This window comes from Herbaspirillum lusitanum (assembly GCF_046025995.1).
Lineage (GTDB): Bacteria > Pseudomonadota > Gammaproteobacteria > Burkholderiales > Burkholderiaceae_D > Herbaspirillum > Herbaspirillum lusitanum_A.
Genome location: NZ_JAQQFM010000007.1, coordinates 426,036 through 450,708, shown reverse-complemented (window position 1 = coordinate 450,708; position 24,673 = coordinate 426,036). Strand labels below are relative to the sequence as shown.

Annotated in this window: 20 protein-coding genes; 6 read left to right on the top strand and 14 right to left on the bottom strand. The window is 60.9% G+C overall.

Going from position 1 to position 24,673, the window contains the following annotated elements:
* The first annotated feature begins 8 nt into the window (after nucleotides 1–8).
* The 3 genes from PQR62_RS17840 (at nucleotide 9) to PQR62_RS17830 (ending at nucleotide 5,935) form a co-directional block, all read left to right on the top strand.
* Entirely contained in the window at nucleotides 9–1,607 is a 1,599-nt protein-coding gene (locus PQR62_RS17840; protein ID WP_408159333.1) for an efflux RND transporter periplasmic adaptor subunit, read from the top strand.
* A gap of 90 nt (nucleotides 1,608–1,697) precedes the next feature.
* Complete coding sequence (locus PQR62_RS17835; RefSeq protein ID WP_408159332.1) at nucleotides 1,698–4,892, top strand: CusA/CzcA family heavy metal efflux RND transporter; 3,195 nt, start codon at nucleotides 1,698–1,700, stop codon at nucleotides 4,890–4,892.
* A 218-nt stretch (nucleotides 4,893–5,110) separates the two neighbouring features.
* Complete coding sequence (locus tag PQR62_RS17830) at nucleotides 5,111–5,935, top strand: universal stress protein (protein WP_408159331.1); 825 nt, start codon at nucleotides 5,111–5,113, stop codon at nucleotides 5,933–5,935.
* Between the two features lie 22 nt (nucleotides 5,936–5,957).
* Here PQR62_RS17830 and PQR62_RS17825 read toward each other — a convergent pair whose 3' ends face one another.
* From PQR62_RS17825 to PQR62_RS17805, 5 genes are all read right to left on the bottom strand, one after another.
* Nucleotides 5,958–7,271 (bottom strand): MFS transporter, encoded by a 1,314-nt coding sequence (locus PQR62_RS17825; RefSeq protein WP_408159330.1) that lies wholly within the window; start codon nucleotides 7,269–7,271, stop codon nucleotides 5,958–5,960.
* An 8-nt stretch (nucleotides 7,272–7,279) separates the two neighbouring features.
* On the bottom strand, nucleotides 7,280–7,627 hold the full coding sequence (locus PQR62_RS17820; protein WP_408159382.1) for a DMT family protein: 348 nt from the start codon (nucleotides 7,625–7,627) through the stop codon (nucleotides 7,280–7,282).
* 114 nt (nucleotides 7,628–7,741) lie between these two features.
* Nucleotides 7,742–8,452 carry a hypothetical protein gene (locus tag PQR62_RS17815; RefSeq protein WP_408159329.1) on the bottom strand — a complete coding sequence of 237 codons (711 nt, stop codon included), beginning with the start codon at nucleotides 8,450–8,452 and terminating at the stop codon, nucleotides 7,742–7,744.
* Between the two features lie 179 nt (nucleotides 8,453–8,631).
* On the bottom strand, nucleotides 8,632–9,978 hold the full coding sequence (locus PQR62_RS17810) for a sigma-54-dependent transcriptional regulator (protein WP_408159328.1): 1,347 nt from the start codon (nucleotides 9,976–9,978) through the stop codon (nucleotides 8,632–8,634).
* The gene (locus PQR62_RS17805) at nucleotides 9,963–11,336 is read right to left on the bottom strand and encodes a sensor histidine kinase (RefSeq protein ID WP_408159327.1); all 1,374 of its coding nucleotides are present in this window, start codon (nucleotides 11,334–11,336) and stop codon (nucleotides 9,963–9,965) included. Before PQR62_RS17805 ends, PQR62_RS17810 begins: the two co-directional genes overlap by 16 nt.
* A gap of 317 nt (nucleotides 11,337–11,653) precedes the next feature.
* Here PQR62_RS17805 and PQR62_RS17800 point away from each other — a divergent pair, with 317 nt between their 5' ends.
* The gene (locus PQR62_RS17800) at nucleotides 11,654–12,403 is read left to right on the top strand and encodes a 2OG-Fe(II) oxygenase (protein WP_408159381.1); all 750 of its coding nucleotides are present in this window, start codon (nucleotides 11,654–11,656) and stop codon (nucleotides 12,401–12,403) included.
* 72 nt (nucleotides 12,404–12,475) lie between these two features.
* On the opposite strand, the gene PQR62_RS17795 is transcribed toward PQR62_RS17800, so the two are convergent.
* Entirely contained in the window at nucleotides 12,476–15,133 is a 2,658-nt protein-coding gene (locus tag PQR62_RS17795) for a chemotaxis protein CheW (RefSeq protein ID WP_408159326.1), read from the bottom strand.
* 227 nt (nucleotides 15,134–15,360) lie between these two features.
* Nucleotides 15,361–16,293 carry a LysR family transcriptional regulator gene (locus PQR62_RS17790; RefSeq protein ID WP_408159325.1) on the bottom strand — a complete coding sequence of 311 codons (933 nt, stop codon included), beginning with the start codon at nucleotides 16,291–16,293 and terminating at the stop codon, nucleotides 15,361–15,363.
* A gap of 113 nt (nucleotides 16,294–16,406) precedes the next feature.
* Here PQR62_RS17790 and PQR62_RS17785 point away from each other — a divergent pair, with 113 nt between their 5' ends.
* Nucleotides 16,407–17,618 carry an MFS transporter gene (locus tag PQR62_RS17785; protein WP_408159324.1) on the top strand — a complete coding sequence of 404 codons (1,212 nt, stop codon included), beginning with the start codon at nucleotides 16,407–16,409 and terminating at the stop codon, nucleotides 17,616–17,618.
* Nucleotides 17,619–17,691: 73 nt separating this feature from the next.
* Here the strand turns inward: PQR62_RS17785 and PQR62_RS17780 are convergent, their stop codons facing one another.
* The 5 genes from PQR62_RS17780 to PQR62_RS17760 form a co-directional block, all read right to left on the bottom strand.
* On the bottom strand, nucleotides 17,692–18,282 hold the full coding sequence (locus PQR62_RS17780; RefSeq protein WP_408159323.1) for an OmpA family protein: 591 nt from the start codon (nucleotides 18,280–18,282) through the stop codon (nucleotides 17,692–17,694).
* Entirely contained in the window at nucleotides 18,275–18,691 is a 417-nt protein-coding gene (locus PQR62_RS17775) for a FecR family protein (protein ID WP_408159322.1), read from the bottom strand. The genes PQR62_RS17780 and PQR62_RS17775 overlap by 8 nt, the downstream gene beginning before the upstream one ends.
* A 299-nt stretch (nucleotides 18,692–18,990) precedes the next feature.
* The gene (locus PQR62_RS17770; RefSeq protein ID WP_408159321.1) at nucleotides 18,991–19,191 is read right to left on the bottom strand and encodes a hypothetical protein; all 201 of its coding nucleotides are present in this window, start codon (nucleotides 19,189–19,191) and stop codon (nucleotides 18,991–18,993) included.
* A gap of 417 nt (nucleotides 19,192–19,608) precedes the next feature.
* Nucleotides 19,609–19,929 carry a hypothetical protein gene (locus tag PQR62_RS17765; RefSeq protein ID WP_408159320.1) on the bottom strand — a complete coding sequence of 107 codons (321 nt, stop codon included), beginning with the start codon at nucleotides 19,927–19,929 and terminating at the stop codon, nucleotides 19,609–19,611.
* Entirely contained in the window at nucleotides 19,926–20,069 is a 144-nt protein-coding gene (locus PQR62_RS17760) for a hypothetical protein (RefSeq protein WP_408159319.1), read from the bottom strand. Before PQR62_RS17760 ends, PQR62_RS17765 begins: the two co-directional genes overlap by 4 nt.
* A 549-nt stretch (nucleotides 20,070–20,618) precedes the next feature.
* On the opposite strand from PQR62_RS17760, the gene PQR62_RS17755 reads away from it, so the two are divergent.
* On the top strand, nucleotides 20,619–22,238 hold the full coding sequence (locus PQR62_RS17755; RefSeq protein ID WP_408159318.1) for an EAL domain-containing protein: 1,620 nt from the start codon (nucleotides 20,619–20,621) through the stop codon (nucleotides 22,236–22,238).
* Between the two features lie 95 nt (nucleotides 22,239–22,333).
* On the opposite strand, the gene PQR62_RS17750 is transcribed toward PQR62_RS17755, so the two are convergent.
* Entirely contained in the window at nucleotides 22,334–23,077 is a 744-nt protein-coding gene (locus tag PQR62_RS17750; protein WP_408159317.1) for an ABC transporter substrate-binding protein, read from the bottom strand.
* 167 nt (nucleotides 23,078–23,244) lie between these two features.
* Nucleotides 23,245–24,525 carry a PepSY-associated TM helix domain-containing protein gene (locus PQR62_RS17745; RefSeq protein ID WP_408159316.1) on the bottom strand — a complete coding sequence of 427 codons (1,281 nt, stop codon included), beginning with the start codon at nucleotides 24,523–24,525 and terminating at the stop codon, nucleotides 23,245–23,247.
* Nucleotides 24,526–24,673 lie beyond the last annotated feature (148 nt).

Sequence of the window (24,673 nt, the reverse complement as noted above, 5' to 3'; positions counted from 1 at the left end):
AAAACATCATGAACAAGAAACTTAAATTGGGTCTTATTGCGGCAACTGTCGCGATTGCAGTGCTGGCAGTCGTATTTCTGCAGCAGGAAAAACACGGAGCTGATGGCGGCCACAATGAAGCCGGCCATAGCGAAGAAAGGGAGCATAAGGAACATAAGGATCACAAGGAAGGCGAAAGCCAGGGCGCCGGGGAAACCCAAGCACACGGCCACAATGAAAAAGAAGCGCACGGCGGGCACGCTGAAAACGCCGCCAAGGGTGCGCATGGCGGCGCGCTGCTGAGCGACGGCGACAATGCCATCGAAGTGCTGCTGGAAGAAGACAAGGACGGCGCCCGACTGAGCGTCTATCCCATGCATGACGGCAAGCCGCTTGCACCGCAAGCCGGCCGGCTGACGGCGACCCTCACGCGGCCATTGCAGGCGCCGCAGCAGGTCGCGTTTGAAGTCGGCAAGGATGCCTATCGCAGCAGCGGTTTTATCGATGAGCCGCATCTGTTCGACATCCGTTTCGAGTTGAGTGCCGATGGCAAGACCAGCACGTTCAGCTTCTCCAGGGAAGAAGGAAAAATCGAACTGAGCGCAGAACAGATCAAGGGCGCCGGCATCGCCATCAAGACCGCTGCTGCGGCCAGCCTCAACAGCAATCTGCAACTGCCGGGCGAAATCCGTCTGAATGAAGACCGCACCGCCCACATCGTGCCGCAGGTGGCCGGCGTGGTGGAGTCGGTGCAGGCCAATCTGGGGCAGATGGTCAAGAAAGGACAACTGCTGGCAGTGATCAACAGCGGCGCGGTTTCCGATCTGCGCAGCGAATATCAGAACGCCCGCAAGCGTCTGGCGCTGGCACAGTCCGGCTATGCACGCGAAAAGAAACTGTGGGAAGAAAAAATCTCGGCCGAACAGGATTATCTGCAGGCAAGTCAGGCCCGGCATGAAGCCGAAATTGCCGTCAGCAATGCGCAGCACAAACTGCGGGCGCTGGGCGCTGGCGGTGCGGGCGGCGCAGCAGACAACGCCGCCAGCCTGAGCCGCTATGAAGTACGGGCGCCGTTTGATGGCCTGGTGGTCGAGAAGCACATGAGCATCGGCGAGCCGGTCAAGGAAGGCGCCAATCTGTTCGTGGTGTCCGACCTCTCCAGCGTGTGGGCGGAAATCGTGGTCACGCCCAAAGACATGAACGCCGTCAAGGTGGGTGAACAGGCGGTGGTCAAAGCCACCGCCTTCGAGTCCGCCGCGCACGGCAAGATCAGCTATGTCGGCGCCTTGCTGGGCGAGCAGACGCGCAGCGCCAAGGCGCACGTGGTCTTGCCCAATCCCGGCAATGTGTGGCGCCCCGGGCTGTTCGTGAATGTGGAAGTGATCACGGATCAGCGCGAAGCGGCGGTCAGCGTCGCGGCGGAAGCGATCCAGACGGTTGATGGCAAGAGCATCGTGTTCGTGGAAATCCCCGGCGGCTTCATGGCGCAGGAGGTGGCGACCGGACGCAGCGACGGCAAGCTGATCGAGATCAGGGATGGCCTCAAGGCCGGCACACGCTACGCCGCCGCCGGCAGCTTTGCGATCAAGGCCGAGCTGGGCAAAGGCAGCGCGGAGCATTCACATTGATTGACAGGCCGCCAGCTCTCATGACTCCCGCCTCTCCGAATCTCATGCAGCGCCGGCAACGGCGCGCAACCACCGAGAAAGATCATCATCATGTTTGAACGCATCATCCGATTCGCCATCGAGCACCGATGGCTGGTCCTGCTCGCGGTGTTTGGCATGGCCGCCTATGGCGTCTACAGCTACCAGAAGCTGCCTATCGACGCCGTGCCCGACATCACCAACGTGCAGGTGCAGATCAACACCGCCGCGCCCGGCTATTCGCCGCTGGAGACCGAACAGCGCATCAGCTATCCGATAGAAACCGTGATGTCCGGCCTGCCCCATCTGGAGCAGACCCGTTCGCTGTCGCGTTACGGCCTGTCGCAGATCACCGTGATTTTCAAGGACGGCACGGACATCTACTTCGCGCGTCAGCTGGTCAATGAACGCCTGCAGGAAGCGCGCAGCAAACTGCCGGCCGGCATCGATCCCGGCATGGGGCCGATTTCAACCGGCCTGGGCGAAATCTATCTGTGGACGGTGGAAGCCGAAGACGGCGCCAGAAAAGCCGATGGCGCCGGATACACGCCGGCCGATCTGCGCGAAATTCAGGACTGGATCATCAAGCCGCAGTTGCGCAACGTGGCGGGCGTCACCGAAATCAATTCCATCGGCGGCTATGCCAAGGAATATCAGGTCGCGCCCTCCCCTGAAAAACTGGCCTCCTACGGCCTGAGTCTGCAAACTGTGGTGACGGCGCTGGAGAAGAACAACGGTAACGTCGGCGCCGGCTATATCGAGCGCAACGGCGAGCAATATCTGATCCGCGCGCCGGGCCAGGTCGGCTCCATCGACGATATCGGCAATGTGATCCTGGCGCAGGTGCAGGGTCAGTCTGTCCGCATCAAGGACGTAGCCGACATCGGCATCGGACGTGAACTGCGCACCGGCGCCGCCACCGAAAACGGCAAGGAAGTGGTGCTCGGCACGGTGTTCATGCTGATCGGCGAAAACAGCCGCACGGTGTCGCAGGCGGTCGATAAAAAGATGCTGGAGATCAACCGCTCGCTGCCGGCCGGGGTCAAGGCGGTCACGGTGTATGACCGCACGGTGCTGGTCGACAAGGCCATCAATACCGTCAAGAAGAATCTGATCGAAGGCGCGATCCTGGTGATCGCCGTGCTGTTCGTGTTCCTCGGCAATATCCGCGCGGCGCTGATCACCGCCACCGTGATCCCGCTGGCGATGCTGTTCACCTTCACCGGCATGGTCAGCAACCACGTCAGCGCCAATCTGCTGAGCCTGGGCGCGCTGGACTTCGGCATCATCATCGACGGCGCCGTGGTGATCGTGGAAAACTGCGTGCGGCGGCTGGCTCATGCGCAGCAGCATCACGGCCGCCCGCTGACGCGCAGCGAGCGCTTCCACGAAGTATTTGCGGCCTCGCGCGAGGCGCGTCGTCCCTTACTGTTCGGGCAACTGATCATCATGATCGTCTACCTGCCGATGTTTGCGCTGACCGGCGTCGAAGGCAAGATGTTCCAGCCGATGGCCTTTACCGTGGTCGCGGCCCTGCTGGGCGCCATGATCCTGTCGATCACCTTCATCCCCGCCGCCATCGCGCTGTTCATCGGCGAGCATGTGGCGGAGAAGGAAAACGCCCTGATGCGCGGCGCCCGGCGCGTGTATGAACCCTTGCTGGGCAAGGTCATGCGCAACCGGGCCATCGTGCTCGGCAGCGCCGGCGCCCTGATCGTACTGTGCACCGTGGCCGGCATGCGCATGGGCAGCGAATTCGTGCCCAGTCTGGATGAGGGCGATCTGGCGATCCAGGCCTTGCGCATTCCCGGCACCAGCCTGACGCAGTCGGTCGCCATGCAGCAGCAGATCGAGCGTCAGCTGAAGCAGACATTCCCGGAGATAGAACGGGTCTTCGCGCGCACCGGCACCGCCGAGGTAGCCTCCGATCCGATGCCGCCGAATATTTCGGACGGCTACATCATGCTCAAGCCCATGGATCAATGGCCGCAACCGCGCAAGACGCAAGCCGAACTGCGCAGCGCGATTCAGGCTGCAGTGTCGAAAATTCCCGGCAACAGCTATGAGTTTTCTCAGCCTATCCAGCTGCGTTTCAATGAGCTGATCTCCGGCGTGCGCAGCGATGTGGCGGTCAAGATCTTCGGCGACGACATGCAGGTGCTCAACGACAGCGCAGCGAATATTGCCGCCGTGCTGGAGAAGATCCCCGGCGCCACCGAGGTAAAAGTCGAGCAGACCACCGGCCTGCCGATGCTGACGGTGAACATCGACCGCGAGAAGGCCTCGCGCTATGGCCTGAACATCGCCGAGGTGCAGGAAACACTCGCCATCGCCATCGGCGGCAAGGAAGCCGGGGCGCTGTTCCAGGGCGACCGCCGCTTCGACATCATCGTGCGTCTGCCGGAACAGACGCGCAATGACATCGCCACCATGCAGCGTCTGCCGATTGCCTTGCCGGCCAATGCTTCGGGCCGCACCAGCTATATTCCGCTGGCGGAAATCGCCGAACTGAACATCGCGCCGGGCCCGAATCAGATCAGCCGCGAGAACGGCAAGCGCCGCATCGTGGTCAGCGCCAATGTGCGTGATCGCGATCTGGGATCGTTTGTGGCCGATGCAGCCCAGCAGATCGAGCAGCAGGTCAGGATTCCCCCCGGTTACTGGACCAGCTGGGGCGGCCAGTTCGAGAATCTGCAATCCGCCGCCAAGCGCCTGCAGATTGTGGTGCCGGTGGCGCTGCTGCTGGTGTTCGTGCTGCTGTTCGCCATGTTCAACAACGTCAAGGACGGCTTGCTGGTGTTTACCGGCATTCCGTTCGCGCTGACCGGCGGTATTCTGGCATTGACGCTGCGCGGCATTCCGATGTCGATCTCGGCGGCGGTCGGCTTCATCGCCTTGTCCGGCGTCGCGGTGCTCAATGGTCTGGTGATGCTGTCCTTCATCCGCAGCCTGCGCGAAGAAGGCCGCAGCCTGAGCGATGCCATTCACGAAGGCGCCATGACGCGCCTGCGGCCGGTGCTGATGACGGCGCTGGTGGCCTCGCTAGGCTTCGTGCCGATGGCGCTGGCGACCGGCACCGGCGCCGAAGTGCAAAGGCCGCTGGCGACGGTGGTGATCGGCGGCATTCTTTCGTCGACCATACTCACGCTGCTGGTCTTGCCGCTGCTGTACCAGATGGCGCATGCGGGCGATGAAGATGAAGCGGAACCAGGTCGAAAGCCGAAGCCGCCGTTCTGGAAATTCTGGGCCAAGCCGGCGACGCGCTGATGCGCAGTCCATCAGTCTGAAATAGCAAAGACAGCAAAGAGGCGCGCCGTGGTTCACGGCCGCGCCTCTTTTGCTTGCCGGCACACAAACAGCGGCAAGATCATTGCGCCACTTGATATGCATCAAAAGCACATGCGCCCGGGGCTGGATTCTGGGGCTTGCAGCTCGTAGCCTGAGGGCATGCAAGTCAACCTGTCTTTCCTCCCAAGGAGCATGCCATGAGCTACAAATCGATCCTGGTCCACGTCGACCAGTCGCGCCATTGCGCGGCCCGTATCCGCATTGCCGCCGAACTGGCCAGACAGCAGGAGGCGCATCTGATCGGCAGCGCCATGACCGGCATCTCGCGCTTCATTCAGAACGAAGGTGCGGCCTTCGTGGCCTCACATATTTCCACCTTCAGAGACCGCGCGCTGAATTCTCTGGAGCAATTCACGGGCATTGCCGAAAGCGTCGGCGTGCTGTCGCACGAGCAGCGTTTCGTCGATGATGAAACCGAAGCCGGCCTGGCGCTGCAGGCGCGCTACAGCGATCTGGTGGTGGTCAGCCAGACCGACCTGGAGGAGATCGACAACAGCTTCATCACCGATCTGCCGGAATACGTGATGCTCAATTCGGCGCGGCCGGTGCTGATCATTCCGGCCTGGGGCGAGTTCCCGCATGTCGGCCGCCGCGTACTGGTGGCCTGGGACGGCAGTCTGGAAGCCACGCGCGCTATCACCTCGGCGCTGCCCATGCTGAAGCACGCCGATAGCGTGACCGTAGCGCTGTTCAACAGCGACAAGCGTTTCGGCACGCACGGCGAACAGCCCGGCGCCGACATCGCCCTGTATCTGGCGCGGCATGGCGTGAAGGTGGAAGTGACGCAGGAAAACACCCGGAGCGACATCGGCAATGCCATCCTGTCGCTGGCGGCGGACAAGAGCAGCGATCTGCTGGTGATGGGCGGCTACGGCCATACGCGCTTCCGCGAAGTACTGCTGGGCGGAGTGACCATGACCATCCTCAAGACCATGACGGTGCCGGTGCTGATGGCGCATTGACGCGGAAGATCCGCGCGTCTGCCTAGCCGCTGCCACGCTCACGCCCGGCACTCGGCGGCATCGTAGTGTCGACAGCAAGACTATTGCTGCGGCCCTCATGCCTTATCGTATCGGCGAAGCAATACCAGAGTCCGACGCCCAGGCAGGCGGCCCCGCCCAATGCCATGAAAGCACTGCCATAGCCATAGCGATGCGCGATCACTCCGGCCATGGCCGGACTCAGTGCGGCGCCGATCCCCTGTATCGTCGAGACGGCGCCCAATCCGGTATTGATCAGACCACTGCCCCTCAGTATCAGGGCCACCAGCCCGGGCAAGGCCACGCCCAGCAAGCCGGCGCCGACACCGTCCAGGATCTGTACCGGTATCAATGCCCACACCGAATTCCAGTAGGCAGCCAGCAAACCTCGCACCGGCAACACCAGCAGTGCCAGCATGACCAGCATCCAGTAGCCGTAGCGCATGGCCCAGCGTCCGGCCACCAAAGCCACCGGGATCATGACCAGTTGCGCGACGATGATGGTCAGCGCAGTGAACAGGCTGGGGTCAGCCAGGCCCTGGGCAACGACGGACTGACCGAGCAAAGGCAGCATGGCGGCATTGCCGAGATGAAAAAGCAGCATCGTGAGCGCCAGCAACTGCAAGGGCCTGGATCCTGCCAACACGGCAAGCGCAGAAGTGTCTGTAGCGCGAACAGCTCCGGGCAATTCCTTGACCTTCCCCGGCTCCAGCCCTCGGGCAACATCATGGTCGATATCCGCCGGATGAATTCTGGCAATGCACACCAGCGATCCGAGCGCCATCAGGGACATCAGAATAAATACCGCAGGCAATCCCCAGTAGTAACCCAGTACGCCTGCCAGTGCCGCCGAGACCAGATTGCCGCCATGATTCCAGGCCTCATTGATCCCCAGCTGATAGGGCAAACGCTGTTGACCGACGATGCCCAGGGTGATGCCGGCAATGGCAGGCCCGATGATGGCGCCCACGATACCGGTGCCGATCTGGGACGCCGCGGTCACCGCAAACGACGACGAAATGAACAGCGCCAGCGTGCCGGCAATCACCAGCACCGAGCCCAAAGCCAGCAGCATCCGCTTGCATCGTGAGGCGTCAATCAATGCGCCCAGCGGGGTGGTCGCCAGCATGCCGGCAATACCGCCTATGGTCATGACATAGCCGATATCGTCGGCCTGCCAGCCTTGCCCCATCAGGAACACACCGAGAAACGGGCCTAAACCGTCCCGGACGTCAGCCAGAAAAAAATTGAGCGCGGGCAGCATCGCGGCCGAACGGCGCGGCGCTGCAGATGCGGCAGATACCTTGGTCTGTTTCATTGAGGGCCTTATCCGATGGGACCTTTGAAGATGAAAAATGCACCCAGACAGATGCACGCAAAACCGAGCAGATGATTGACAGTGAATTGTTCGCCCAGGTAGAAAACCGAGAACACGGAAAAAACCAGCAAGGTGATCACCTCTTGCATGGTCTTCAGCTCTGCAGCGCTGTACATGCTGTGACCAATCCGGTTGGCAGGCACCGCGAAGCAATACTCGGCCAGTGCGATCAGCCAGCTGACCAGAATGACCAGGTACAGAGGTTTGCTTTCAAACTTGAGATGTCCGTACCAGGCAAACGTCATGAAGACGTTCGATATCAGCAGGAAGACGATGGGAATGAGTTTGGGCGACATGATTTTTTGTTTTGATGGCAATGGCGCCGCTATCGACGCAAGCACTTGCTGAAGGACATGGCGAAGATAGCGGCGAGGTGACGACAGGCATGCCCGGCTGAGGGGCATGTTTTTTCAACGTACGGCGTCGTACAAAGGCTGCAATGCCGACAGACTGGTGCCCATGCTGATGGCCTCCAGCGAGGTGCCGTAAGTGTTGCGTGTACCCAGTCCGGACGCCGCAAACGGGGCGCCCTGCTGTACCGACAGGCGCAGACTTTCAGGCGGAAAACGAATGATGCTGCCATTGCTCAGAATCACACCGTTGGCCTCGCCGCGCGGCCCGGTCATGACCGCATCGACGCGCCCCTCCACACTTTGCGGCTGCAGATTCTGCGCCCGCAGATGAGGCGGCAGCGGACGCCCGTTCGCGAGCGAAGGCGGCTGCTCGATCAGCGTCTGAGAGGTCGCAAGATTGATGATGGCGTCGGCCTTGACGACACCGCGCGCTTCGGCCAATCCCAGAACCCGGACGGACTGCCCCGGCTTGACGGCGGCGCTCAGGGCTTCAGCCATATGCGGCGGAAATTTGATGATGGTGCCGTCGACCAGACGCAGACCATCGACTTCGCCATAGGGGTTGATGAGCATGCGCTTGACCTCGCCCTGCGCTACCGGGGTTTGAGCTACCGGGGTTGGCGCCAGCCCCGGTGAAGCCGGAGCGAGCATCGGCGGCGGAGCCGGCGGCAGCGCCGGATTGGGCGCCCCGGGCGCCTGTGCATAAACCTGGAAAGAGATCAGGCCGATGGCGACTGCCAGGGCTGGTGAAATGTGCGATGTAGACATGTTGGCTCCTTGTTGTGAAGGCTTGCCCCCTCATCAACGCAAAGCACGTACCAGGCCTTAAAGTCTTTCAAATCAATTACTTAGGAATTGAAGAGCAGGAAAGTGTCCGGTATGAATACACTCCCGTGTCGCAATAACGGACACCCGCCCGGCGCCGCCATTCGACGCGACGGAAGTGTTCAGGCAAGACCGAACTCATCCAGCTTGCGGTACAACTGCTGCCGCGACAAGCCAAGCCGTCGCGCCGCATCGGCCCGGTTGCCGTCGGCGGCCGCCAGGGCGCGCATGAGCATCTGGCGCTCGATCGAGGCCACAGCCGCAGCCATGCTGCCGTTCCAGTCGATCTCAGAGGACCCGGCTGACGGCGCGGCATTCAGTCCGATATGCTCGGTATCGATGAACTGGCCATGACTGAGAATCGCGGCGCGCTCCATGGCATTGCGCAGTTCGCGCACATTGCCCGGCCAGCGGTGGCTTTGCAGCAACTGCGCGGCAGCCGCCGTCAGACGCTTAGGATTATCGCCGCCGATCAGACGCAAAAAATGTTCGGCCAACTGCAAGACGTCGCTGAAGCGCTCGCGCAAGGGTGGCAGTGCGATGGGCACCACCTGCAGGCGATACCACAGGTCTTCTCTGAAACTGCCTGCCGCGACTGCTGCCGGCAGATCGCGGTGCGTTGCCGCGACAATGCGTACATCGATCTTGATGACTTGATTGCCGCCTACCGGCGTCAGCTCGCGCTCCTGCAGCACGCGCAATATCTTGGCCTGGGTCGGCAGGGCCATGTCGCCGATCTCATCGAGAAACAGGGTGCCGCCTTCCGCCTCGCGAAAGCGTCCGACCCGGTCTGCCAGTGCGCCGCTAAAGGCTCCTCTAACATGACCGAACAGTTCGCTCTCGATCAGATCAGCGGGAACGGCGGCACAGTTGACCGCCACAAACGGCCTGGCGGCGCGCCTGCTGTTGCGATGCAAGGCGCGCGCCACAAGCTCCTTGCCGGTGCCGGTTTCGCCCAGCACCAGCACCGTGGCGTCGCTGCCCGCGATCTGCCCGATGCGCTTGAACACCTGGCGCATCGCTTCGCTGCTGCTGACCAGCTCGTCGGCCGCTGGGCGCGACTGCCCGTCGCTATCCGCGGCGGCCTCTGCAGGCTCGTCTTCGGCGGCGAGGCTTTGCCGCAAGGCCCGCGCGAGCGTATCGACCAGCGCAGCGCGCCCGACCGGCTTGGTCAGATGATCGAACGCGCCCAGCCTCATCGCCTCGATCGTATTGCTGCCGCTGGCATAGGCCGTCAGCATGATGCAAGGCGCGGCTGAAATCGAAGAGGCCCGGCGCAGAAAAGCCAGGCCGTCCTCGCCGGGCAGGCGCAAGTCCACAATGGCGACATCGATCGCCTCGGTGCGCAAGCGATGCAGACCGGCCTCGGTGGTGCCGGCCTCCTGCACCCTGTGGCCCAGATCGCTCAGCATTTCCGCAAGACTGGTGCGAAACGAGACGTCGTCGTCGACGATCAGAATGCCGGCCATGGGAACTCCATTTCAAAACGTGCCCCACGGGGCGTAGTTGCAAGAGTAATTGTTCCTCCATGGGCCTGCACGATCTCTCTGGCCAGCGAAAGCCCGAGACCAGTGCCGCCGGCGCGCCCGGTGATGAAAGGCTCAAACACCGTTGCATGCAACTCGGCAGGGATACCGGAGCCATCGTCGGCCACCCACAGCAGCAGCCTGCCCGACGGCAAGCGCTGCGCCCCCAGTTCGATCCGGCCGCCGGCCTGAACATGAGCCAGCGCATTCAGGATCAGATTGTCAAATACCCGTGCCATCTGTGCCGGATCAAACAAGGGCAGTTGCCGGGTCTGTGCGGAGGTATCGCGATCAATGCTGAGGTCGATCCGGATGTCATTGCTTGCCGCCGCTTCCCGGTGGGTCCGAGCACGCTCCTGCATCCACTCAGTCAACAACAGCGGCTTGCGCTGCAAGCGAAACGGCTGGGTCAGCGCCAACAGGCTGGATACCAGTTCCTCCAGCCGCGAAGTTTGCGTCAACACGGCCTCCAGCGCGCCGGCCACCCGGGTTTCGCGCATTTCAGATGAGGCGGCCAAGGCATTTTCGGCCTTCATGCGCATGGTGCCGAGCGGGTTGCGTATCTCGTGAGCGAGCCCGGCCGACAGACGTCCCAAAGTCGCCAGACGCTCGCTTTGCGCCAGTTGTTGCGTCAACAGATCGGTCTGCCGCCGCCAGCGCGTGAGCATCCATCCCAGCCACGCGCCGGAAACCAGTACAAAGCCCAGCAACAGACTGAGAGCAACGATCAGTCGGCTCATGACGGCCTCGCTGAGGACCGGGACGCGCCGCAGATTCCATGCGATCAACGGCATTGGCGCAGCATCCACCGGGCAGGCCACAAACACGACTGCCTCGCGCAGCCCGGGGCGCACATCCACTATCTGGCTGGCAGCAGCCTGTGCGCGCTGTGCGGTCGATTCAATACGATCCAGCTCCGCGCTCGGCGGATCGCGCTTGACGCCCGTTCCGTCGTAAGTGGGGAATGCATATGCAACAATGCCCTTGCCCGATTGCCAGAATCCGCCCTCCATGCCCGGCTCGTCACGCAGCGCGAGGTCGATCACGGCAGACAGTGCGGAGCGTGGAATCGGCAGATCATCGCTGCCGGCCGGGCCGACGGCAGAACTTGCCCGCTGCGCGCCCGCGCGCAATGCTTCGCAACTGATGGAAGCACGGGCGCGTGCCTGGGCAATTTGCGAACCCGATCCCTGCAGACTCAGTTGCAACATCAGCCACATAAGAACCAGCGCAACGACGGCAATTGAGATCCAGAGAATAAGTAAATCGCGCTTGATAATTTTGGAAGCCGACAAATGCATCCTCGACAAAGGCTGATGAAAGGCGAGTCGATGCTATGTGAGTGGCGGAGCTCCGTCAAGGCGATCTCTGCCCCGACCGGCGACATGGCATGCCGCGCAACTCCTCGGCCAGCTCCGCCGCCATTTCCTGCAAGGCAAGGGATATGGGCGCGCCATTCATTCGGAATGGACTTTTCGGTTCAGGAACGCTTGCAGCCTGGCGAATGAAAAGCAAGCAACGGAGTGATCCCGGGCGGCCGATTGCTTAAAGTGATCGGCTCTCCCTCACGAGGAACCCTGCCATGTCCGCCTTTGATTCTGCTTCCCTGCCCTCGCCCATGCACATTGCCGCACAGCATGTCGCCGGCCATGTCTCATTCGACTTCAATGTACAGCGCGTGGCGCGCTTGCCGTGGACAGACATCGCACAGCAGCTCGATCAGCGCGGCCATGCGTTGTTGCCGGCCCTGCTGAACCGGGAAGAATGTGCTGCACTGGCCGCACTCTATCGTCGCGCAGAGCTGTTCCGTTCGCGCGTGCTGATGGCGCGTCATGGCTTCGGTCGCGGCGAGTACCAATACTTCAGCTATCCGCTGCCGGCGCCGGTGCAGGACTTGCGCGCAAGCTTTTATCCTCATCTGGCGCCGCTCGCCAACCGCTGGCATGCACTGATGAATCTGCCGGCACGCTTCCCGGATAGTCACCCGGAGTTCATCCGGCGCTGCCACGCCGCCGGGCAATTGCGGCCCACGCCCTTGCTGCTGGAATATCGCGCAGACGACTACAACTGCCTGCATCAGGATTTGTACGGCGAACAGGTGTTCCCGCTGCAAATAGCGATCCTGCTGTCGCAGCCGGGCGAGGATTTCGAAGGAGGAGAATTCGTGCTGAGCGAGCAACGACCGCGCATGCAATCGCGCGCCGAAGTGCTGCCGCTGCAGCGCGGCGATGCGGTGATCTTTGCAGTGAGCCAGCGCCCGGTGAACGGCAGTCGCGGTAGCTACCGCGTCAACTTGCGGCATGGGGTAAGCCGTGTACGTTCAGGCCTGCGCCACACACTGGGCGTGATTTTTCATGATGCCTTGTAAGTGCCTGCCGCGCGCCCGGCAGGCAATGCGGGGCATGCGGCAGGCAATTATTCAGGCAGCGTCTTCGGCGAATCAGGACAGGGCCTTTGAATCAAGGCGCATATCGTTCACGAGCTTCATGTCGTGCACCTCGCCCGTGCCGTTCAGTGCATGTTCCAGCTGCAACTGCTCCAGATTGTCGCCGAAGACATTGGCGACGATGCTTTCGATATCCACCACCTGTATCGTCTGCCCCGGATCGGCGGTGCGGATCATGTTGCAGATGTAGTTGGCGCGATTGCTGAAGATCTTCAGCGGCGGATCGATCTGCGCGCTGCCGAACTCCAGCACATCGTGCAGATCGTCGACCAGCAGGCCGAGGGTATGGCGGCCATGCCGCACCACGACGATTTCCTTGGCGGTCTCCGGCTTCGCTGCTTCAGGATGCAGCAGCAGACGCATGTCGATCACCGGCACGAAAGCCGAGGCGCCGCCGCTGCTGTCCTGATAATTCAGCGCGCCGGCAATCACCGGCTTGAGCGTCGAGGCGGTCAGCATCCGTTCGGTCTCCAGCGACTCCACCACGGTTCCGGCGGGCAACGCAAAGATATTGCCGTCAACCGTGACGGTTGCGAACTCTCTGGTCTCACCGGCATGCTGGGCGACCACCACCGGCATCGCCGGAGTCTGCATCGTCTCGCGCCCCTCGGTCTTTTCACCTATCGGCAGGAACACCATGGCGATGATGTCGTTGACGTAGCCATCGCCGTTTTTGTATTCACGATAGCCGAATGAAGTGGTGTGCCCCAGCACCATATATTGCTGATCCTGAATACTGATCGCCGCCGAACCGACGCCGTTGGCGGCGTCCAGCACCTGCGCGTCCGGACGCAATGTGCTGCCGGGCGGGTACGCCGGATGCGTGCTGGAAATGACCTTGCCCGCGCGGTCGGTATATGCAGCAAAGGCCTGGTCCTGCTCCGGCAGGGAGGCCGCCAGCATGTTTTTGAATTCGGGCTCGGCGTCGAACACGACGCCGATGCCGCCGACCACTTGCCCGACGCGTTCCGGATGAAAAATCGCGGCGCAATAGATGTAGGTGGCGCGGTCGCCGTAGAGCCGGCTGGCTTCAAACGGCGAGACGCAATAGTCCTGCGGGTCGCTCAGTTGCAAGGTCTTGCGCAGTAACTGTTCACCGATGCCGATGTCGGACAGGTCGAGGCCGTCGCCATGCGGGTCGGAAGCGGCAATGATGGCGCCGCTGGTATCGAATACCACCAGTCTGGCGTAGACCGTGTACAGCGCATTGATCGACGCCAGAATGTCGCTCATGCGCCGCCGCTCTGATTCGCTGCGGACATTGTTTGCGCAAATGCGGCGCAGATCCGGCGTCAGCGCCCACCAGCGGCAATCATTGGCGCGCTCGTAGAGATTGCGATCCATGATGTCGATCATCAGGCGCGAGATGAATTGCATGTCCTGCAGACTGGACGAGAGCACGGTGGCATACAGATCCTGAATCGACTCCCGGAAAATGCCGTTGGTCTCATCGCCGGTCTGGCTGATCTCGTGCAGGATGGATTTCAGGCGCAGCAAATCGCGGTCTTCGCCGGACGACATGATCTTGCCGTTCCACACCACGCGGCGCAGGGAATGATTGATCGCTTCGGCCATCAGCGTCACATCGTGCAGCGGCGGGCAAAACGACTTGGCATGCACCATCACCCCGGCCAGCATGGCCGCATCGTAGTGCGCCAGCAAATCCTGCCCCTGCTGGCGGAACGCGGTTTCACAGGGAATCATCACATGACCGTACCAGCCGGGACCGCCGTAGCCCTGATAGTCGCGCGCGGCGCTGGTGCGTGCCAGATACTCGCGCCCGGCATAGGCCACCACCTGATACTCGCCCTCCAGCGCCAGCGGCACCTTGCGCCCGGCGGGGATATGTTCCGGGTCGCTGCTGGCGATGACACTGCCGGCGTCGTCCAGCATCAGCATCACGGAACGGTCGCCCGGTTTCAGCAGGCCGCTGAACACATCCTTCATTTCCACCGCAATCGGGAAACACAGGCACAGCACGCCGATGGCGTTGCCGTTGGCGGGATCGACGATCTTGTGCGAATAGATCAGTGCCCGCTCCGGTCCTTCGCGCAAATCCGACAGCGCAAAGGTTTCGACATAGCGATCCGACTTGAGCGTCTGCGCCACCAGCGGATCGTAGGAATGCCGGATGTCGTTGTTCGGATCGAGGTTGGCCAGCACCCGGCCCTCGGTATCAAGGATCAGGATTTCGTCGTAGACCGTATATTTTTCGCGATAGGCGCGCAGGCGCGCGACGATGTCCTCGGTAGCGTCTGAGCTTGCGGTATCGGTGTCGATATTGCGCTGGCGCGCCAGAATGAAGGCGCGGATGGCATCGTCCATCGCCAGAAAACCGACGTCGGCGGTGCGCTCGAACAGATTGCGCACCACGATGTCGATGATGACCTTGGCCTTGAAATCGATTTCCTGCACCGACTTGGCGATGTTTTGCTGAACCAGATTCGCAATCAGGCGCTGCTCCAGATTATTGAAGCCTTCGCGCGTGACCTTCATGGTCGGCAGGATGCTTTTGGCTTCGCTCGGACAGACCATCTTGGCCGTCGATTCGATCAGACGCCAGGCGAAATTAAGTTCGCGGAGCGAGCGCTCGCACAAGGCGACTGCGGGCATGTAGCGCAGGAACTCTGCGGTTTGTAATGTCTTTTGCATAACACCTCACCAAAATTGAGTCATAGGGCATGTATCTGCCGTGTGTCGTTTTTGTGTACGACGATTCGCCTATGTCCCCTGCAAGCGCCATGCGATGCCTGCATTTTTATGAAGCTGCTTTTTTTATGGATGCCGCCGCATTGTAGATGAGAAATGTGAGCGCACTTGACCGTCCATCTCAATTTTTCGAAGAAATATTTGAAATGGAAACCAAGGCTGCCCGAGTGTTAACGAAGATTCAAGATACTGCCGTCCGGCCTCAGCGAATTTGCGAGTGCCTCCAGCAAGGCGCTGACCTTGGGCAGTCCCTGACGACTTTTCAGCCAGACCAGATTCATGGCCGAGCCGTCAGTGGCAAGCTGCGGCAATACCTCGACCAGACTGCCATCGGCCAGTTGCTGCTTGATCAGCCAGGTCGGCAATTGCGCGATGCCGTGCCCGGCTGCGACGGCAATGGCCTGCCCCTCGCCGTCGCCGACCGCGATGCGGCCGGACAAGACCCGCCGCTCCATCTCGCCCGATTGCGCGCCGGCAAAAAACCAGGGATTGACCAGACCGTCGCTGCGGCCATAGACCACGCAGCTGTGATGCGCCAGATCGGACTCGCTCAAAGGCGCGCCGTGCTGGCGCAGGTAGGCCGGCGACGCGCAAAAGATCAAGCGTTCGGCGCCCAGATAGCGATGCCCCAAAGCGGCCGGCCAGACATCCGAACCACCGATGCGCACCAGAATATCGACGCCCTTTTCGACCGGATCAATAAAACTGTCCGAGAACGAGATATGCGGCATCAACAGGCCGTGACCTTCCACAAAGCGAAGAATCACCGGCAGCGCATGCAAGCGCCCGTAAGAGGCCGGCAGATCGATGCGCACCCGGCCGCGCGGCTCGCTGCTTTCCGCGTTCAGCGACAGCTCCGCCTCTTCCAGCTCGGCCAGCACTCCGGTGCAAGTGCGATAGAAACTGAGGCCGGCATCGGTCAGCGACAGGCGGCGCGTAGTGCGCTGGAACAAGCGTGTCTGCAGCCGGCTCTCCAGCCGGGCGATGCCCTTGCTGATCGCGGAGCTGGTCAGATTCATGCGTTCGGCCGCAGCGGTAAAGCTGCCGAGATCGGCGACGCAGACGAATACGTCGATCCCCTTCAAACGCTCGGAGGTAAACATGGCGCTCCCCTACTCATGAATTAAATTCCTTGAATTTCGTAGAATATAGCGAAAATCGCCTTCAATTTCTCCAATAAGATCTCAGGCTGGAATTTTATTGGAGTCAACAAGCTATGCAAGCCTCAACGCTGAAGGCGGACCCGCCTGTACACGAAGCGCGTGCGCGCACCGGTTTGCAGATTTTGATCATGGCGGTTGCCGCCTTTGTCATCGTCACCACCGAATTTCTGATTCTGGGCCTGCTGCCCGCGCTGGCCAGAGACCTCAACATCTCCATCGACATCGCCGGCCAGGTGGTGACGCTGTTCGCCTTTACCGTGATGCTGTTCGGCCCTGTGCTGACGGCCAGACTGGCGCATATCGATCGCAAGAAATTGTTCACGATGATTCTGCTGGTGTTCGTGGCCTCCAATGCGCTGGCGGCGCTGTCGCCGAACATCTGGGTGCTGGCGCTGGCGCGCTTCATTCCGGCGCTGGCGCTGCCGGTGTTCTGGGGCACCGCCAGCGAAACCGCTGCGCAACTGGCCGGTCCGGGCAACGCCGGCAAGGCAGTATCCAAGGTCTACATGGGGATTTCGGCGGCGCTGGTATTCGGCATCCCCTTGGGCACGCTGGCGTCGGATGCCGTCGGCTGGCGCGGCAGTTTCTGGATTCTGGCGCTGCTGTCGCTGCTGATCGCGATCCTGATTCAGGTCTGCATGCCGCAGTTGCCGGCGTCGCCAAAGCGCGAAGCCGGCGCCAGCCAGACCCGCATACTCGGATCGCCGCGTTTCCTGGCGCATATCGTGCTGTCGGTGCTGGCCTTCACCGCGATGTTTACGGCTTACACCTATCTCGCCGAGATGCTGGAACGCCTGGCCGGCATCCCTTCGGCGCAGGTGGGCTGGTGGCTGATGGGTTTCGGTGCGGTCGGCATGCTCGGCAATCATCTCGGCGGCAGTCTGGTGGATCGCAATCCGCTGGGGGCAACCGTTCTGTTTCTGTTGATTCTGGGCGCCGGCATGCTGGCGGCAGTACCGCTGGCCGCGCAGCACGGCTGGCTGGTGCTTGCGCTCGCAGCATGGGGGATTGCCTACACCGCGCTGTTCCCGATTTGCCAGGTGCGCGTGATGCAAGCGGGCGGCAAAGCGCAGGCGCTGGCCGCCAGCATGAATATTTCAGCCGCCAATGCCGGTATCGGCCTGGGTGCCATTCTTGGCGGGCTCGGCATCCGGCACTTTGGTCTGGCTTCGCTGGGCCTGCTGGCGACAGCGATTGCTGCGGCGGCATTGGTGGTGGCTGTACTGATGACGCGCTGGAAAGGAAAGGCGGCTACGGCCGACTAGGCCGGCCAGACTGACGATTGCGCAGCTGAAAAGTCGAGCCGGGAAATCTCCCGGCTCAGTCAGCGCAACAGACTCAGCGAATCTTCAGTTCAACAAAGCGATTGCGCGGTTCGGGCACACCCTTTTTCTGCGGCACGCGCGGCTCGCGTGAGCCCTTGCCGACCACGTCGATGCTGAGCGCATCGACCTTGACCCGCAGCAATTCACGCTCGACCAGTCGGGCGCGCCGCACGGACAGCACTTCATTGTTGGCGTCGCTGCCGATGTTATCCGCATGGCCGACGATGATGAATTCGCCGGCGGGGAATTTCTTGAACTCTTCCAGCGCCTGCTCCAGCTGCTTGCGTGAATCCGGCGTCAGGCGATCCGAGCCCAGTTCGAAAAACAGTTCATAGCTGCGCGGGCGCAGCGGCAGATTATTCATCACCGGTGCGTAACGGGCGTTGACCTGCGCAGCAGTCAGTGTGGAAGCCTGCCCGGCTTTGCCGGCCTGCGTCTCTACCGCAGCGTAAGGCGTCGCCAGCACGGTGTCGCTGCCGGCGGCCTTGATGACGATGCTGCTGGCGGATCCATCGGGTTGCGGCAAGAGCACGAAACGTTCCTTGGGGCCGGCGCAACCGACCAGAGCCAGCAAGGCAAGCGATGCCATCCAGAGCTTATTCATCGGCCACCTCGACAATGAAATCGGTGCCGCGAATGCCGATCGTGGCGGTCGGCGTGTTCACCATCTGGCGATCAGGCGCCTGCTTGCCGATCAATCCCGAGACATAGCGCAGCGTGCCCTTGGCCAGCCTCACGGCCACGTTGCCGTCGCCCGAGCTTTCATTGAAGGCGAAGCCTTCCAGCACGAAACTGCTCTTGGGGCCGAGCGACATCAAGGTGTCGTCGCGCAGCGTGATGCCGGCGGCGGCATCCGCTGCCGTGACCACGCGATCACCCGCAAACAGACGATCGCCGACCTGTGCCGTCAGCTTCTGCTCCTTGCGCTGTACCTGCACGTCGCCGCGCACCACTTTGAGAATACCGGCATGCGAGCGATCGCTCTCGTCCGCCCTGACGGCGGCGGATGCCAATAAAAGACCAACCGCTGCTGCAATCGCAGTCAAACGGCAAATACCCCCTGAAACCAGCCCCCGCTGCATGGCATATCCCTTTGTTTTGAATGTTGGGAATCTTGTAACGACCAGATTGATGATTACGGTAAAAGCATCTGCGGCCCCCTCCGGCATTCTGACTATGCAATCAGTTCTGCCGGCCCGCCAGCAGATTTGCTGCTGCGCCGCAACGCCAATTATATTCAATATTTTTCGATGGACGTGCTTATCTGCTTGCGCATGCCTGATCGACCGCAACTGCGGCAGCTGCGGCAACGCTAAGGCATGAGTTCGCTCAACTGATCGAGCGCCTTCAGGCGCTGCTGGCTGAGCGCGGCAGATGCGGTACCGGGTTTTTGCGCCTCACGCTGGGCTTCCCAGCGCAACATCAATGTCAGCAGGCTTTCAAACTTGGGCAGCTTGAGCGAAGAACGCGATTTGGAATTGGATTTCTGCTGCGGGTCATGGCTACGCAGCATGGAAAGGGAATTGTTCAGGAATTCGGCATCCTGCGATGTCTGATCAGCCGTCGCGAGCGCTTGCACAGCGCTATCGGCCGCCGCCAGCACCATGGCTGTCGACGAAATGCTGACGCTGGATGAGGCAGTGATTTGACTGAGATCTGACGCTGAAAGCTGTGCCGAGGCAGAGGCTGGCGCCTCTTGCCGGATAGACGGCTCAGCAAGTGTTTGCACAGCGGTTGTCGCCTGTTGAATTGACAGCATTCCTGCTCCTCACAGAGTTGATCTCCAACACTGTCATCGGCAGTTATTCCCACAACTTGAGAAATGGCGCGGCAAGCCCGGGGAGTTAAGCGCCGGCAGCGCCGGTTTTGCGCTCAGGATAAGCACTCGCCGTCGCATTCGATGGCCAGCGCATGCCATAAAGAAGCACGGTCAGGCGGCGCAAAAGCCTGACTCCCTGGTCAGATCTTCCGAGCGCAGGCGGTCGATGACGGTTTCGCACCAGCCTATGCCGCGTGTGATGGCCGCTTGAGCGTCAACACATTGACCGGGCAGCGAGGATTTGGGAAATAACAGCCGTCCGTTCCAGAGCAAATGCACGCCATCCACTTCCCAGCCGCCGCCGACCTGCCGCGAATAGGAAAGCTGATACTCATAATCGCCATTGCTGGCCTGGTAGATTCCTTTGTACATCACACCTCCCGATTCCAGATTGCCGGCTGACCGCTCCAGTTGCTGCATAAGCCAGTTCATGGGCGCGACAGGCTGAATTCTTGATGGCGCCAGGCGCCTGCCAGGGCGTACACCAAAAATGCGCCGGAAGCCAGTGCGCCAAAGGCGAAGCCCTTGACTGCGGTGGGCAACCCCAAAGCCAGAATCTCAGAAATCTCCACGCTACACCTCCGGTAAAAGTCATTTGCCGCTCGAATGGACACAGCCTATCTCAGCCATCCTCGCGGCACTATCGGGGAATTTCTGATGTGATCTTTGCCATGAAGCTTGTTTAATGAAGGAAATGAGTGAAGGAAATGAGTGAAAGAAATCAGCAACCGGGGCGAACCGTAATTGACGGCATGCCTGGATGCATGGATGTCAGGATCAATACGGTGAATGCACATTGAAGATTTTGTTGTGTCCTGAAGCTACTTTGCGCTGCGCCGGCAACAGAAATCAGCCAAATAGGGAGATATGCCCTATGAATGGCAAGAGTTGGCAATAGTTATTTTTCTAGTAAAAATAACAACTAATTTGACAGTCGACGAGGACATCACGATATTATGCAAACGCCAACGTGGCAAATTCCAACACCCATCATTGCTGCAACGCCGTAAAATCCGGCAGGAATTGTCTTGCGTGGCAGAAAACAATGTCCTCACCTGACTTTGGACTTCCTTTGCACCTCATTTGCACATTAACCATTTACTGGCTGTAGTACTCCGCGCATGTACATCAGAAACCGAGCCCGCAACTGGTACAAATCAGTCGTATTCAACACCGGTCTGCTGGCGCGGCATCCAAGGCTGGTCGGCCGAACATGCGGTTATACGCTGGGCCTGATCGTCGCCGTGGCCTCCTATCTGACGGTGCTGGATTTTCGGATCGAACAGATCGCCGATGACCAGCAACTGGTCATCAAAAGCATGCAATCGCTGCAGAACGACACCAGCGAGCTGTTGACCGAGCTCAACAAAACGTATTCGTCGGAGTGCAGTCCGGACAACCTCAGCAAGATCCGCAGCCTCACCTTCAGCCATCAATACGCGCGCAATGTCGGCTTGCTGGACTCGCAACATCGCCTGTATTGCAGCACCAGCGTCGGCCTGCTGGCGACGCCCATCACTCTGCACAATGGCCTGGACGGTTCCATCGGCCGCTATTTCCTGCAGACGCCGGTTCAATTTTTCAACGGCACGGTGCACAACGTGTTGCGTGCCACGGTGGTGGAACGCGGACGCTTTCAGGTCATGCTGAGCGACACGCCGGTCAAGGACATGTTCGACCGTTACGCCGACTCGGTTTCAGTGGGCGGCGCGCATCAGCGCAGAGTCGTCTACAAAAGCAAGCACGGCAGCGATCAGGTCGTGCCCGCCGACACCGCGCCTGTCACGTTCAACTGGAGCACCGGCAACATTCTGGTCACCACCACCCTGCCCGGCATCAGTCCGATTTCAGTACAAACAATAGTAAGTGCGGCCAATGTCTGGGAGAACTCGCACTGGGTTTTGCTCGGCATGCTGTGCTTGTCGATGTTGACAGGCCAACTGGTCGCCAATGGCATCACGCGCAAATGCCGGCATGTGCAGTCGATGGATTTCCGGATTCAGCATCTGTGCCAGCCGGCCAATGTGGTGTGCCATTACCAGCCGATGCTGGAGCTGGCGACCGGCCGCGTGGTCGGCTGCGAAGTGCTGGGGCGCCTGCAGGATGGCGACAAGCTGATCTATCCCGATCAATTTATCCCCGCCCTCACCAAGCAAGGCCTGAGCTGCAAATTCGATACGGCGGTCAGCCGTCAGGCCTTGCTGGCCCTGAGTGACGCATCTCTGGGAAGCGCCCAGAACGGCTTCACCGTGGCGCTCAATTTCTTCCCCCAGAATCTCAAGCGCGATAAGCTGCACGCGCATTTGCAGTCTTCGTTGCAGCACGCAAAACACAGGGATCTGCATATAGAGCTGGAAGTCACCGAGTACGATTTCTCACCGGAGATCGTGCCCGAACTGAGCAAACTGAAGGCCGACGGCTACTTCATTTCCATCGATGATTTCGGCACCGGCTATTCGAATCTGGCGATGGTAAAACGCGTGGCGCCGGACTATCTCAAGATCGACAAGTCCTTCGTCTTCGAGATGGAAGACCTGACCATACGCTCCAGTCTGATCCCGGAAATCATTGCGATTGCCAGAGCGGTCGGCAGCAAGGTGATCGCGGAAGGCATCGAGACGGCGGCGCAGGCGGAACAGTTGCGCGCCCTCGGGGTGGAGTACGGCCAGGGCTATTACTTCGCCAGACCGATGCCGCTGGCGGACTTTCTGAGCTTTTTGCACAAGTCCAACGCCGGCTAGAAACCTGCCGGCTCAAATGCAAAGGCCGCCTGATCGTGGATCAAGGCGGCCGCTCACTGCGTCGTTTCTCACATCAGCCAGGCGCAACCGCCAGTTCAGTCGTCGGCCTTGGCCACCAGCGCGCCTTCAATCTTGTGCCGGCTCATGGACGCGGCGACAAAGCCCGAGGCTTTCATCTCTTCCACAAAGTCTGCAAGATAGCCGGCGGCCTGCTCGCCTCTGGATTTGGGCACGCCCATCGCCTGCCGGATCACCATGAAGCGCTGCCCCAGAATGCGCAAACCGCCGGCCGTGGCGGCGTCCTTTTCAAGCTGCTGTTTGACGCCGGCCGCCACGCTCAGGTTCTGATCCAGAAACCCTTGCACCACCGCCGGCGAAGTCGGGATGCGCACGATGGTGGCGCGCTGCAGTTCACGCGTGAGGAACAGATCGTAGGCGCTGCCCTTGCCCACCGCGACCGTGATACCGCTCTGGTCGACCTGCTCGTTGCTGCTGATCGGCGAGTCGGCGCGCACGGCATAGAAACCTTCAATCAGCACATAAGGTCTGGTGAAACTGATCTCTTGCCCGCGTTTGGGATCGACGGCGAAAAAGCCGATGTCGGCCTTGTCCTGCTCCAGATTTTCAACCGAGGCGCCGGCCGATTTGACCGCCACCAGTTGCAGGGGCACACCGAGGCGCTTCGCCAGTTCGGCGGCAAGATCAACCGAGATGCCGACCGGGGCGCCGGTCGCGGCATCCACGGAGGCCAGCACCGGATTGCCGAGATTGATCGAGGCGCGCAAGCTGCCGCCCGGCGCAAATATCGCAGCCATGCCTGTTTGATTGGATTGCGTCATGTGGACTCCGGAGCTTTGGGCCTGTGCGGCCGGGTTATGAGTGAGCAAGGCTAACAGACCTGCTATCAGCCCCATGCGAATTTTGATGACCGGAGATTGCTGCAGATATTGCTTCAAGTGCGAGCTCATTTTTTGTCCCTTTTATGCTGCCCATCGACGTTCCGAATTCAGATTTCCCGGCGTGCCGTCGACCTCACTGCATCGGCGATCTGATGCCGTCCGCCGCGCTCGCCCGCTGCCGGCTGCGGCTGCGCCCTGGCTTGCAGCAGACGCGCCTTGCGCTTGCGGATCCAGATCAGTACGCCGGTCACGCTCAGCATGGCGACCAGCGCACCAAGGATGGAAATCATGATGCGACCTGGCAAGCCGAGGATGCGCCCAGAATGCAGTGGAAACTGCGCCTGCAAGAACAGATCGCCGGCGCTGCCGGTGCCGGGAATGCGGCTGCCGGCCGGCTGGCCGCTGGCGGCGTCGAAATACAGCCAGGCATTGCCGAGTCCGGCGTCGCCATGGTCGTTGCCGGCTTCAAAGAAACCCACGCCGTAGACGCCGAACATCGACGAATAGAAGATACCGCCGGCCGGCGTGCTCCAGCCGAGTTTTTGCGCTTCCTGCAGTCCCAGTTTCACGGCCTGTTCGCGGCTGACGGCAGGCTCTGCCACCTTGTCGGCAGCAACCGGGGTGCGGGTGTCGAAAGCGCTGGGCGTCAGCGTCGAGACGCTTTGAATGATCGGCCGCATCACCTGGCGCTCCAGATTCATGGAAATCGAGGTCACCGCCAGAATCAGCAGCAAGGCCCAGACCCAGACGCCGCCCGAACGGTGCAGATCGAAATTGAGCTTATGGCCGCCGCTGCGCCAGCGAAACGCAAATGACTTGCGCCAGCTGCGCGGATTGGGAAAGGACAAATACAGCGCGATGAAGCAATCCAGCGCCCAGACGATGCCGACGATGCCCATCAGCCAGATACCGGTTTCGATGCCGCCGATGTCGGGCAGATGCATCGTGTAGTGTAGCTTGTATAGAAACGGCAGCAGATTTTCGCGGCTCAGCGAGATCGCGCCCCACATGCGCTTGCCCTGGATTTCACCCGTGACGGGATCGACGGCGATCTGGTTGAAATCCAGCGCATAAGGCTTGCCGCTGGCGGGATCGAGGCGCGGCTCCACCATCATGGCGCTGGTGTGGCCGGGTTCGCTCTCGGTCAGTACGTAAGTCACTCGCAACTTGGGCTGGCTGGTTTCGACCAGATTGGCCAGCGTCAGGCCGTCCATGGGCTTGGCCGTTTGCGGCTGATCTGCGCTGCGGGCCTGGAACAGCTGCGGGTTGAGCCAGGCATCCAGCTCATGATCCCAGGAGATGAAGGCGCCGGTCGTGCCCGAGATGAACAGGAAGACGGCGGCGAACAGGCCGAACCAGCGATGGATGAGGACGAAGATTGCGCGCATGTCAGGCTGGCTTTCCGTTCTTGATTTCTTGTCAGTCAAATGCAAGCGGCGGCACATCCGCACATGAATGCACCGCCTTTGCCTGTGAAGTTTTCCGGCGCAGCAGCTAGGCCGGAAAACCGCATTTTACGCCAGTGTCAGCCGAAGA